Origin of the sequence: Corynebacterium sp. HMSC070E08, from assembly GCF_001808895.1 — a bacterium.
GTDB lineage: Bacteria > Actinomycetota > Actinomycetes > Mycobacteriales > Mycobacteriaceae > Corynebacterium > Corynebacterium hiratae.
In genome coordinates this window covers 1-12,044 of record NZ_KV794728.1, presented here as the reverse complement: position 1 = coordinate 12,044, position 12,044 = coordinate 1, and the positions used below count along the sequence as shown (strand labels likewise).

General features: G+C 52.5%; 9 protein-coding genes. 3 read left to right on the top strand and 6 right to left on the bottom strand.

From position 1 onward, the window contains the following. The first annotated feature begins 1 nt into the window (after position 1). Positions 2 to 940, top strand: coding sequence for an NAD-dependent epimerase/dehydratase family protein (locus HMPREF2526_RS01425; RefSeq protein ID WP_070545393.1), 939 nt, complete (start codon positions 2 to 4; stop codon positions 938 to 940). 45 nt (positions 941 to 985) lie between these two features. On the opposite strand, the gene HMPREF2526_RS13160 is transcribed toward HMPREF2526_RS01425, so the two are convergent. Further along, positions 986 to 1,585 carry a hypothetical protein gene (locus HMPREF2526_RS13160; protein WP_148139525.1) on the bottom strand — a complete coding sequence of 200 codons (600 nt, stop codon included), beginning with the start codon at positions 1,583 to 1,585 and terminating at the stop codon, positions 986 to 988. Next, complete coding sequence (locus tag HMPREF2526_RS01420) at positions 1,575 to 3,569, bottom strand: glycosyltransferase family 2 protein (RefSeq protein WP_070545391.1); 1,995 nt, start codon at positions 3,567 to 3,569, stop codon at positions 1,575 to 1,577. Before HMPREF2526_RS01420 ends, HMPREF2526_RS13160 begins: the two co-directional genes overlap by 11 nt. Before the next feature lie 599 nt (positions 3,570 to 4,168). Between HMPREF2526_RS01420 and HMPREF2526_RS01415 the strand changes: the two genes are divergently transcribed. Next, the gene (locus tag HMPREF2526_RS01415) at positions 4,169 to 5,965 is read left to right on the top strand and encodes a heparinase II/III domain-containing protein (protein ID WP_070545389.1); all 1,797 of its coding nucleotides are present in this window, start codon (positions 4,169 to 4,171) and stop codon (positions 5,963 to 5,965) included. On the opposite strand, the gene HMPREF2526_RS01410 is transcribed toward HMPREF2526_RS01415, so the two are convergent. After that, positions 5,952 to 7,346, bottom strand: a complete 1,395-nt coding sequence (locus tag HMPREF2526_RS01410; RefSeq protein WP_070545387.1) for a hypothetical protein — start codon at positions 7,344 to 7,346, stop codon at positions 5,952 to 5,954. The genes HMPREF2526_RS01415 and HMPREF2526_RS01410 overlap by 14 nt on opposite strands. Before the next feature lie 163 nt (positions 7,347 to 7,509). Between HMPREF2526_RS01410 and HMPREF2526_RS01405 the strand changes: the two genes are divergently transcribed. After that, on the top strand, positions 7,510 to 8,415 hold the full coding sequence (locus HMPREF2526_RS01405; RefSeq protein WP_070545385.1) for a UTP--glucose-1-phosphate uridylyltransferase: 906 nt from the start codon (positions 7,510 to 7,512) through the stop codon (positions 8,413 to 8,415). Positions 8,416 to 8,594: 179 nt separating this feature from the next. Here the strand turns inward: HMPREF2526_RS01405 and HMPREF2526_RS01400 are convergent, their stop codons facing one another. From HMPREF2526_RS01400 to HMPREF2526_RS13455, 3 genes are all read right to left on the bottom strand, one after another. Further along, a complete protein-coding gene (locus HMPREF2526_RS01400; RefSeq protein WP_070545383.1) occupies positions 8,595 to 9,743 on the bottom strand; it encodes a hypothetical protein in 1,149 nt (382 codons plus the stop codon). A gap of 400 nt (positions 9,744 to 10,143) precedes the next feature. Further along, positions 10,144 to 11,268 (bottom strand): hypothetical protein, encoded by a 1,125-nt coding sequence (locus tag HMPREF2526_RS01395; RefSeq protein WP_070545381.1) that lies wholly within the window; start codon positions 11,266 to 11,268, stop codon positions 10,144 to 10,146. A gap of 407 nt (positions 11,269 to 11,675) precedes the next feature. Then, positions 11,676 to 12,044, bottom strand: a 369-nt coding sequence (locus HMPREF2526_RS13455; protein WP_210384381.1) for a hypothetical protein, incomplete at its 5' end; no start/stop codon positions are given.

Here is a 12,044-nt window from a genome sequence, read left to right as displayed (position 1 = left end):
TATGCATTGTCTCGTGACCGGCGGCGCCGGGTTTATTGGTTCCCATCTCGTCGATCTTCTCGTTGAAGAAGGCCATACGGTCACAGTTTTGGACAACTTGTCCTCCGGTCGTCTGGTCAACCTCGTATCTGCTCGACAGAACGGCGATGTCAACGTAATCGAAGGCGATATCCGAACCGTTGACTACGATGAGCTGTTTACGCAACACCCTACGGAGGTTGTCTATCACCTAGCAGCGCAGATTGATGTTCGTAAGTCTGTCGAGGATCCCGTGAACGACTGTGAGACGAACGTTCTGGCCACGGTGAAGCTTGCTGACGCGGCAAGGCGCCATGGCGTTCGTAAAGTTGTCCATACCTCCTCTGGCGGGTCTATCTACGGACAGCCCGAATCGTTCCCCGTTGACGAGGAGACTTCCGTGGCACCAGAATCACCGTATGCCGCTGGGAAGGCTGCGGGTGAACTCTATTTGGAAATGTTTAGCCGCCTCTACGGCATTGGTTGTAGCTTCGTGGCCCCTGCAAATGTTTACGGGCCGCGCCAGAATCCCCACGGTGAAGCGGGTGTCGTGGCAATTTTCAGCCAGCGTCTTCTCAACGGTGAACCAACCAAAGTGTTTGGCTCAGGCTCAAATACCCGTGATTACGTCTATGTCAAGGACGTTGCACGAGCCTTTTATCTTTCATCGAAGAATGAAGCAAACGGCGAGCGGTTTAATATTGGCACCGGAATTGAAACTAGCGACCGCGAACTCCACACATTGGTAGCGAAGGCTGTGGGAGCACCGGACGAACCTATCTTTGCTCCCGCGAGATTAGGTGATGTCCCACGTTCATCACTTGACTCCTCAAAAGCAACGCAGATGATTGAGTGGAGTCCGCAGACATCGTTGCGGGATGGAATCAGTGCTACTGTAGAGTTTTTCCGCAGCGCTGAGTAACAGAGCCGCTCCCCTCTGTTTGCACAAGAGGGGAGCGAGTCGGGGTCAATATTCGACTTCGAATCCCAAGCGAACGCTAGAGAGCAACGATGCTATCTCGCGCTCTAGGTCGGCTCCGATGCGTCCACGTACCCGAATCGTGTCGGCGTTCAGATTATCTGCGAAAAGCACCGCAATTCCGATAAGCGGAGCGATATCTTGATCATCTTGTTGGAATACGAATGCGTTCGATGAGACTGCGACCGAGTTATACCCGCGTACGGCACCTGACCACGAATGTGCAGGAAGGACGGCAATCGTGTCCTCCGATAAACCACTCATCGAGTCATGGCATTCAACTGTTCGAGTCCCAATAGGTAGACCTTTGGGATAAAACTCAAACGGAGCTGGACTCAGTCTCACGGGGCTCGCATCGGCGGCAATGACCTCACCAGTGTGAGGAGACATCCACCGTGGAACAGTGAACTCGCCGCCACACCAATTCCGAAAAACCAGGTAGAGTGCTACCGCTTCACGGTTTGGGTCGATGCCTTCGGGAAGTTCATCAACTAACAACTTCAAGCTAGGAGGGACCGAATCATATTCGGAGAGCTCGACCTCGTAACCGGAACGATTGCCGGGTTCGCGGATGTGTTTAAATTTCATAGTTTACCTCAAAAAAGTTGTCGCCCACAACGAAAGATCCTTCAGGATTGCCAAGGAATGACATTTTCTCCGCAACTTGCTCCTTGGTACCGGCGAACGTGTCGTAGTGCCCCTCGGAGTTGGGAACGAACAAGACGTAATCGATTTGAGTTGGTTGGTCTTGGAGGGCCGTAAGGATGCATCCGATTAAAGCCTCAAAAGTTGCGCCAGTAGCGGTGGAGCTGGTTTGGCTTACTTCGAAATCGATACCTGTCTGACGCAACGACGCCATGTCGCTGTAACTAGCGTCATTTATGAGGGATACAGCGAGATCGCTTCCCTCGTTAGGGGACATGGAACCATCAAGAACTCTGATGGTCGACGAGGCTGCTTGACCGTCCCAGGCTAAGCTAGGCAAAGTGGAGCTTGTGACTACCGTTCGCGTTGTCAGATGGTCCGGAAGATAGGGACGGGCCTGATCCATCATGAGCTGTTTATCATCGATCTTCGGCCATTCCGGTGTTTTCTTGGAGAGCTCTTCGGCCTTCTTTCGCTCTGCACCGTCGTACTTCCAGCGTAGGAAATTCAGAGTTTCAGATGCCGCCCGAGTCTGGTTGCCGGCGTCAGTATTCGTCACTTGGCCAGGGTGCATACGGCGCAAAGTAACGGGCTTTCCCGTGTGCGTGATTTTATAGCCGGACCTCAGCATCCGGAGAAAAATGTTGTTATCGACGCCGCTTGATAGCGTAGTATCGTATTTCACTTTCCTCAGGACATCAGTCTGTACCATCCATGTGCCATGGCCAGGTGCAGCCCCCTTAGGGATAGCTCTCTCGGCGGTAGGGTTCTTGCCTACAAACAGCTGCATGCTTCCATCGGAATCTTCAAAATTAATAAAGCAACCGACATTACCAACTGAGCCAGCTTCAACTCCCTCCAGCTGCCACTCTAGTCTCCTAGGATGCATTAGGTCATCGTCATCGATAACCGCTGTATAAAAGCCTCGACTTACTTGCGCTGCGTGGTTGCGGGCAGCCGAGATACCCTGGTTTTCTTGCCAGAAGTAACGAATCCGAGGGTCGTTGAAAGACTCAACGACTTGCCGGGTGTCGTCAGTGCCACCGTCATCAATAATGACGATTTCGAAGTCTTGGACGGTTTGGTTCAAAACAGAGAGAATCGTCTCACGGAGGAACTGACTTCGGTTAAATGTGGAGATAGCCACCGTCACGATGGGCTTCTTATCTTCGTTCCGGTATTTCCAGTGGCGAGTGTTTCGGATAAAGGTCTTATCGTTGTAAACGACGTTCCGATTGAATTGGACTGCTGCTTGGCCCAGTTCGGTTTGTGAGACGGTGTTGATGGTCGGCGGATGCCACATGTGATACATCCGAACGTCCGCATCATCGATCCAGAAAGTTCGATATCCGGCGCGGCGAGCTCGCTGGGCAAAATCGAGATCTTCTCCACCGTAGGTGTGAAGGCGTTCATCGAATCCTCGAATCAGATCAAAGCCTTCTCGGCGGATTGCCATCATGCCGCCCATACCCCAGCGTGGCCGTAAGCGGGATACTCTTTCCATAGTCGACCAAGATTGCGGGTTTTCGGATACCCACAAGTCATCCATACCTTCAGGTAGATCACGGCATTGGAGGAAGAATGCCGCCTTTGGTTCTTGATTAGCAATCTCGACGATTCGCTCGAAGGAGGTCGGGGTAAAGACCATGTCAGCGTCGGTTGAAACGAGAATTTCGCCTTGGGCGATGGAGAAGCCAGCATTGAGTGCGCGGGATCTCGACCAATTCTCTTCGCCTTCTGAATACACATACTTAGCGCCAACTCGTTCGGCGAGCTCCTCGTTTTCAGTCCGATTAAGGGAACCGAAGTCTGAAAGAATTACCTCCCCATCGTATCGGCCAAAAGAGTCCTTGACCGACGTTAGAGCGAGCTCGAGCCTTCTCAGACCCCAGTCTCGGAAACCGATGACAACAGATACATCAGTCATGAATTTCCTCCCCAAAAACAGTAACTACATTTGCACTTGACCACTGCCCATAGGCAATGAGATTGAAATCGAATGAGGGGGCAGGAGAACTGGACTTTTTCCATTTAACGGGCTCGATGACCACTTCTCGGCATCCATCTGGCAATTCGAAGAAAGCTTGCGAGGAATGTTTGTGTGCCTCTACGGGTTCCGAGTATCGGTATAGAGAACCCAACCCAGAACTCCACGTCAACCTACTTTCGAGAGCGAAGTTCTCCGGGTCCGGTAGAGACGGAAACTGAACCTTGTACGCGAAAAATCCGTGTTCGAGCGATTCATCGCTGTAGGCCAAAAGGGAACAAGCTCTAGCTTCGAAGGGTAATACAAATTTTTTCTTCAACGATATTTCCTTACTTAACTGCCTAGGCCACTCCTTATTGTAGCGGGACGCGAATGGGTAGAGCAGTATGTCCAGATTTCTTGGACTGCAGTGAAGTAAGTAGCTAAAGGGCTGCATGAGAAATACCGAGGTCGCCTAGGTTGGTAGGGTAATCCTAACTACGCGCAGAGGCGTACAGGAGGACGCTTACGGGTCTCCCGCCGGTGCGAAAGGAATTGTTATGTCTCTATACTCTGGCCCAGACCGCGGACGCCCCATCGTCATTTCTGGTGGTTTAGGTCGCCTGAACACAATCTCCCGTGTGCTGGGAGGTGGGATCCGCATTCATAGTTATCCCGAGGTTCGCTTCGACTTAGACGAGCCGTTTTGGACTCAAATCGAGGAACTGAAACTGCACCCGACTGTGCGATTCTATTTGCACTCGCTGAATTGGATCGACTTCATTGTGGATCGGGCAGCGGAAAGACCTGCGGCTGAGTGGTCAGAGGAGATCGATTTAGGTGCAGAGTTTGCCTGGACAGTGGCGTCAAACTGGTGGGAGATGAACCACGCCACTCCCAGATGGAAGGACGATGAGCATGTGTGGGGAGGACACGCGGTCGCGATTAGAGCGGCATCACTGACTGCCCTCAGTGAAATCTTCCCTGAAGACGAATGGCTGTACGACGCTATCGCTTATCACGGGCAGTGGCTCATGGAGCATTTCGACGGCTACTGGAACCATGGGCTCTCTCAGGCTCTTGCGCTGCTCGTGGTGGGGGATAGGCTGGGTAATGAGTCGATGCTCTCTACCGGTTCTGAGCGCGCTGTAGCGTGCCTTGAGGTCATAATTGATGGTGAAGGAGCCATCAACGAACAAGCACCGGAGTACTCGAACTACATTGAACGTTTACGTAAGACTGCTGTTGACGCTTTAGAAATGCTTGGGGCACCGGGTGCGGAGAAGCTGCGTGCCAAGCAACAGCCTCTGGAGGAATTTATTGCCCATTCCCTCACCCCAGGCGGCACATTCGTTGAAATTGGTGACTCAATGCCACGCCGCCCAGAGTATGTTCGTGGAGGGGCGTTGGAGTTTGCGCTATCAAATGGTGCAACTGGGACTGAGATTCCGCGAGTGAAAGTATATGAGGCGGGCTACATTTTTGGGCGTTCTGGGTTTGGTCAGCGCAGGCCTAAGGATTTGGAGAGCTATTACACCTTGCGCTTCGGGCCGCCGCGGCAAATTCATGGGCATTTTGACCACCTGTCTCTGACTTACTGGGACCGCGGAAGGAACATCATCGTTGATGCAGGTCACCCTGGTTATGTGAGGGGCTCGTTACGTTCCTATGCCCAGAGTCGCCTAGCTCATAATGTGCTTAGTGTTCGTGGGAAGGAGCACGATGCTGAAGCAGCGTCACGACTGGTCGGTCATCAGATCGAGGAATCGTGGTCGGCGTTCGATCTTGAGGACACCGCTTGGGAAGGCCTTCACTGGAATCGCAGTGCGTGCTTTGTTGACTGCGGCCCCTTTGTGGTCTCAGACAGCCTTGAACCGACGCGCACTGTGGAGTACGCGGAGCAACGTTGGAATGTGGCCCCAGAGTTCGAATACGTGGGCTCGCAGTATGAGACAGTTCGATTCCGATCTGTTGTCGATGGAACCCAGTTGGTGTTCATCCGCTACGGTATCGACGGCTCGCGCTACTTCGACCCTACAGATACAAACCTTGCCCGAGGCGACCGTGAGGGACAGCGTGGACTTGTTTTCCGTAACGAGAAACCCACTGATACGTGGACACTAGGCTTTGGCCGCGCCAGCCGGGACTTCGGTGTTCTCACCGCAGTGGTTGTTGCCAAGCCAGAAGACAAGGTGGAGTACACTTTCAAAGAGAATGGGCCCGGCAAACGCGTACTACGCATTGTGCGTGGAAGCCAGACCTTTCTCTTTGATTACGACGTTAAGTCGCAACGAGTGCGTGCATTGTCCGCACCCGTTGAACGGGGATACGCCGACGGTGGGCTTACTCCGCGCTGATACGCTCCGCCACCGTACGGTTGATTCGCCAGTCAGCGCGGCCTTCGCTGAAGCCGGAGTAGTACAGCTCGAAGGTGAGGTTGTCCCCGCTGCCGTGGGGAACAAGGGTCGACTTGTAGAGGTTGGGGTAGCCGGACTCCTCATGCGAAATGATTGGCGTGTCTGAGCGCTTCCAGTTGATGCCGTCTTTGGAGCGAAGCAGGTACAGGTTGCCCTTCTGGACAGTTTCGCTCGGGATAACGTGCACGAGGCCGATGTATTCTCCGTTGTAGCGCTGAACATCAAGGTGCCACCAGCGCTCACCATTCGGTACGTAGGGGTCGATGGAGGGGTACCGAGGAGCAGACCACGTCTTCAAATCGTCGCTTTCAAAGTAGATGATTCGATTAGGAACACCGGTGTGGTTGGCGACGCCGTAGAGGCGCCACTTCTCTCCTGTCCAGATGAGGGCTTGGGACATGAAGTGCGGCTCGCCGGTCCAGATTTCCTGCTTTTCCGACCAGTGCACACCATCGGTGGATTTCACTAGGTAGATTCGGTTGGTCTTTCCGTTCGGGCGATCGACCATGCGCCAGGTCAAGTACATTTCGCCGCTGGGAGCCATGACGAGTTGGGTGTCGGAATTGTGCGGGTTAGGTTTGCCCAACTGATCATCGATAGGGTTATTTAGCCCCTCTGGAGCCTGCCAGGTCCAGCCGTCGTTGGAAACGAGCACATTGGGATCCTCAGCGCCTTCATCGCTGGCTGGGTACGGGGTCATTGCCATCCAGTACTTCCAACCGTTCCAACCATTCTCAAAGTAGAGGACTGAAGGATGGGTGGCTTGGCCGCTGCCTTCGTGGGTGGGCAGGGTCAGCTGCGGGCCGCGGGGAGCGGTCCACGCCCACAATGGATTTTTCTCTTCACTGGTGGCGAGCCGGTCTTTGATGCCGGCTACGTGCTGCGCAAAACCAGGGGAGGGCTCCACGGAAGTAACTGGGGCGGGAGCTGTGCTCGTGGTCGGTTCCGCCGAGGAGTTGGGTTCCTCAGTAGGTGCCGGGGAGGTTGAAGGTTGAGTGGACTCAGGCGTGGAAGTGGGAGTGCTTGGAGTTGTTGCAGGGGTGGTGCTCGGTGCTGGGGCTGACGAGGAGCCGTTGGAGGAGCCGACTCCGGGCAATATGCCGGCGATGAGCGCCAAGCCGCCGACGCTTGCTGCAAGCGCAACAAGTGCAGCAACGGCCTGCCGAACCTGTTCCTCATTAAACTGGGGAAGGGCAGGCATCTGGAAGGATGGGAATTGTTGTGCCTCTGCAGGTGCTGGGGTGGTTGCCTGTCCGGTAACCAGAGAGGCGGTGAGGGCTAAGGCAACGAGTGCTTTACCGGTGCGTGGCGGTCGACGCATGAGAGACTCCTTTGTGCATGAGGACGAGACAGATCGAAGTCTAGTTTGTGGTGACGTGTGAGGCAGGGAAACGGGTGGACATCGACAAGCGCGTGCGCCACAACTTCCGTTCTTTTGTAGGCCGAGGTCCTATGCGGGGTTCCCAGTGCATTAGGATTAACCCATGGCTCATTCCACTTCCGTCCGCACTGTCGTTGCCCCCGCAGCGGGTATGGGTACGCGTTTCCTGCCTGCGACGAAGACTGTCCCGAAGGAGCTTCTGCCTGTTGTCGACACTCCCGGCATTGAGATGATTGCTGAAGAAGCCGCGGGTACCGGAGCAACACGGCTAGCTATTGTGACTTCACCTAGCAAGGACGAGGTCATGCGCCATTTCGATGAGTTTCCTGACCTAGTTGAGATCCTGCGTGCACGTGGCAAGGATGAGCAGGCATCGAAGGTTGAGCGTGCCGCGCAGATTATCCAGCCGGTGGCGGTGGTTCAGGACAAGCCTTTGGGTCTAGGACACGCTGTTAGTTTGGCGGAGTCCGTCTTGGACGATGACGAGGACTACTTTGCTGTCATGCTTCCCGATGACGTCATCGAGCCCACTGCAGCAATGGGCGAGATGATTCGTGTGCGCCAGGAGCATGGCGTATCGGTGCTGTTAGCTGTTGAGGTGGATCCGGCACACGTGTCGAACTATGGCGTGTTTGATATTGAGGACACCGACGAGGACGGCGTAAAGAAGGTCGTGGGCATGGTGGAAAAGCCTGCGGCTGAGGATGCACCGTCAAACTTGGTGGCTACGGGACGCTACCTGCTGGATCGTGCGATTTTTGATGCCTTGCGACGTATCAAACCGGGGAAGGGCGGGGAGCTGCAGCTTACCGATGCCATCGATCTGCTCATCTCTGAAGGCGATCCCGTCCATGTTGTAGCTCACGAAGGCATTCGCCACGACTTGGGTAACCCAGCCGGCTTTATTCCGGCCAGCGTGGAGTTTGGATTGCGCCATCCGAAGTACGGCCCAGCATTGTTTCGTGATTTGGAAACGATTATGGAGAAGTACCGTCAAAGGTATAGGTAGCGAGCCGTTCGGAGAAATACCACGTTACGAGATGCCAGTCCGATTAGCTAGAAAAGTATCCGATGGCTTGAGGCGTACATCTCAAGACCTTCCTTATTTTGTGGTAAAATAAACGAATTAAAGAAAGTCGGCGTCGTCTCTATTGTTTTGAAAAATGAAGACAAAAGCGAAGATAATTCCTATTTGCCGAAGAGATGGTTTAAAAACTGTCGAGTCGCCTTAGCGTTGTTCCAATCAAACTCTGTATAAGGGGAGAAGCCATAATTTTCTAAACTTGCCAGAAGCTTTCCTGCATCCTTCCTTTGCGAAAACTGGTAATGGTCAGTATTGGCTTTCAGCATGAATTCCATGTCGGTTTCCGATGCAAAGGATAGTAAACTGTCTGGAATTTCCCTGAATAGGGGAGCGATTAACTCTAATTTACCGACTGAGATGAAGTACAAAAGGCTCATGGTGGTGGTGTATGAGTCAGTAATGCTAATCGGCGCGGACCAACTCCCGGGCAATTCCGGCAGGCTCAAGCTTTGGCAGTACTGGGGTGCTAGGAGAGTAGCTATTGCAGTTTTTAAATACCTCTTTCGATCTGTCTTGCCGGCCAGTGACTTGATCGAATCAGCAACGAGCTGTGGATCACTTTGAAGCAGAAGTTTCGCGGTGCCGAGCTCCGTGATTCCATTAGTGACAGGTGATTCCGTCAATCCCATCATTTCGAGTGGTGCTACCCGTTTAGGAGATTTGACTGGCCGAGAAAAGGTTTCCCCTAGGATGGAGCCAAACGAGTGCTGTGTGGCTCCGAAGTACTCCGCAGTGAGGATCGCGCCGGTCGCCATGAAAGTCCAATGGTTTGTGGCCAACGAATTCTTCTGGGTCGGGGTTTGCCGAATATTGGTTTTGATAACGAGCGGATCGAAGTTGTTGAAGAACCGAGCCTCACGTTCGAACCATCCTCCGAAATCAAGTGAAACAAGGTGGGCTTCGCTGCCCAGTAATCGGAGTGCCGCAAATGAGTCGAAGCCTCCAGAGAAACTTAGAATGCGTCCACCACCGCGAGGCGCGACGGGCATGCAAGATGCTGAGCTGGTAACCGGAGTTTTAGTGAATTTTTGTATTAGCTGCGTGGTTTCATCAGCAATGGGAAAGTCGTAGAAGATTGAGTCGAACTTTGTGCCGCAAAGAGTGCTCAAGGCTACTGCGACGGCGTTTGTGCTGGGCTTTACTTCACGATCGAATTCGTACCATAAGGAATGTTCTTGACCATCAAATTTAGCAAGAAGGGAGACGCGTTGATTTGAAACATCCAGGTGGCTGAACTCGATAGTGTTTGGCATTTCGTAAACTTTTCTTGGGTATAAAGAGACGGGTTGACGATTACTAGTCTAGTACCTTCAAGATATTTGGGGTTTCCTATATAGCTTGTCAACGCCAGCTAATCCGCCCGCTATGTTGACAAGCTATATAGGAACACTTCTGGAATATATTCAGACAAGTGCGAACACAAGCCATACTGATGCCAGTGACTAGTTCCCACAAAGCGAGGGGGAACGCAGCTAAACATAGCCTGCCCCAGATTGGGGCTAAGCGTAGAATCCCAGGCACTATCAGGCGGAGTTGCTGACAACGTATTGGCTATCTGTGGATACTTTCACCAGAGGTGAGATGCTTCGGAGCTCAGTGGTTTCAGCTTTAAGAGAGGCAACGATTCCAGCGAGCTGCTAGCTCCGGAATTCGCTATTTCGAATGTGACACCCGAATTTCGATAGGACCGTCGAGGCTTATGGTGAACGGAGATGATTGGCGTCCGGTTTCCGCTCTGGCCAATGAACCAATCGTCGATTCCGTTGTGAGAGATTCAATTTCCAATGCTGCGACGTTCACCGGCTCACCATAGGTTATGTAGTGGTGGAGATCAAAATGTGGTTGCACGTTCAGTTCCAAAACGACGCCGTCCCGTGACGACAGATCCGGAGTTAAGATGTCGACTCCTACGATCGGTTGGAAGGGCAGTGCAGAAGCGGCCTTTTCCGCCAAGTTGAGTAACTCGCGGGAGATCGATCCGTAAACGTTTATCGACTCACCTCCGCCTGCGACGTTCATTGAACGGTTTAACAGGATGACATCATTGTCGGGGATGACGGAACCACGAGTGGTTCCCTGAGTCTGAAGGAAACCATCATCGATTGGTGTCTTATGCCTTTTGAGATACGCTGATTTTGCGCGGTTGCTCTCCCGGGCGGCAACGAGCTCTTCGAGCGTGGATTGGCCGTCTCCAACGACAAAAGGATTCACTCGGCTTGCAGCCGCGACAGCTTTGCCGTTTATAACAATTACCCGTACGTCGAAGCCCTCTACGAGATCCTCAACTAGGATTTTAGCTTTTGGCAGTTTCTCTCGAACCAACGTCCAAGCTTCGATGAAGGCGTCTTCATCTGGTAGTGACAAAGTAACTGCCGTGCTTGTCGCCCCTGAAGACGGTTTCATGATCTTGGCGCTCGTGCGCGAAGCGAACTCGTCTACTGCAATCTGAAGGTCTGTTGGCTCATACACTTTTCCCTCGGGTACTGGTACTCCGATTGTCGAAAGTACTAGCTTTGTGGCTTCTTTGTGGGTCGCGAGGGTTCGCGCTAGGTGCACCTGATTTGACAAAGCATGTTCGTAGGTACCTCCCACAACTTTGCCGCCGTCGAGAAATAACCAGGTGCTTTTCCAAACTTGCTGTAGGGTCCAGCCTTTCTTTTCAGCTTCGTCGAGCAGTAGCTTCGTGCGACTTTTGAGACTCGCGTAGTTATTCCGAGTCATGCCCTGCACGGCGACCATATCGGCGATCATTTTCTTGAGGTGTTTGTAGTCGTTCATGGGGCTCCTTTGCTTTTGGAAGCCGATTCAGTTTCATCTTTGGAGGGATCCGTCCAGTGATTTTTACGAATCGATCTCAATCTCAGGTAGTAGACGGTACTGTCGCAAATCGTATCTTACTTCCAAAACTACATCGTTAACAGGAAGTGGAAATCGAGTTATCCAATACGAGCAACCAAAAAGTGGTGGAACTAAGCCTGAGAGGTTTCAATCTCTGGTACCTCTCGTCTGCTGTGCTGACTTACTTACCTTGAATAAGCGCTTTCATCGATTCTGATCTGCTCTACTCTTTGGCTATGTTTGTCTTAAGCTCGGATCCCTTGCAGATTTTATCCAAAGATTCTGACCGTTTGGTTGCCAAATCTTGTGCAAGTCCGAGTATCCAATGCGTAATTTCGGTGAGCTGACTATCCGAAGGGATAAAATCGGAGGGGCAATGGGCGGATTTCCAAATTTGGGTTTGTGTTTCGACGCAGTGCCCTAAGACTCGGCAAACGCATTAATGCGTAGAATTTTAGGTTATTGCGAAGTCCTTGATCTCCAGTGAAATGTTGGGAAAGGAATAACTCGATATTCTTGAGATTTCTCGCGGCCCAAACAAAGTCTTCAAGGTTTCGATCTTTAAAAATCTCTTCGTAGGTCGAGTCGTTCTTGAGAAGGAAGAAGAGCGTTCCCGAGCAGTATCCGGTTTGTCGAGAAAAGCCGAAATAACTGCTTGGCTTAAAGGGCTCTTCCGGTTTTGGAGTGCGTAGCGGGGTGAGGTAGAACATGACGGG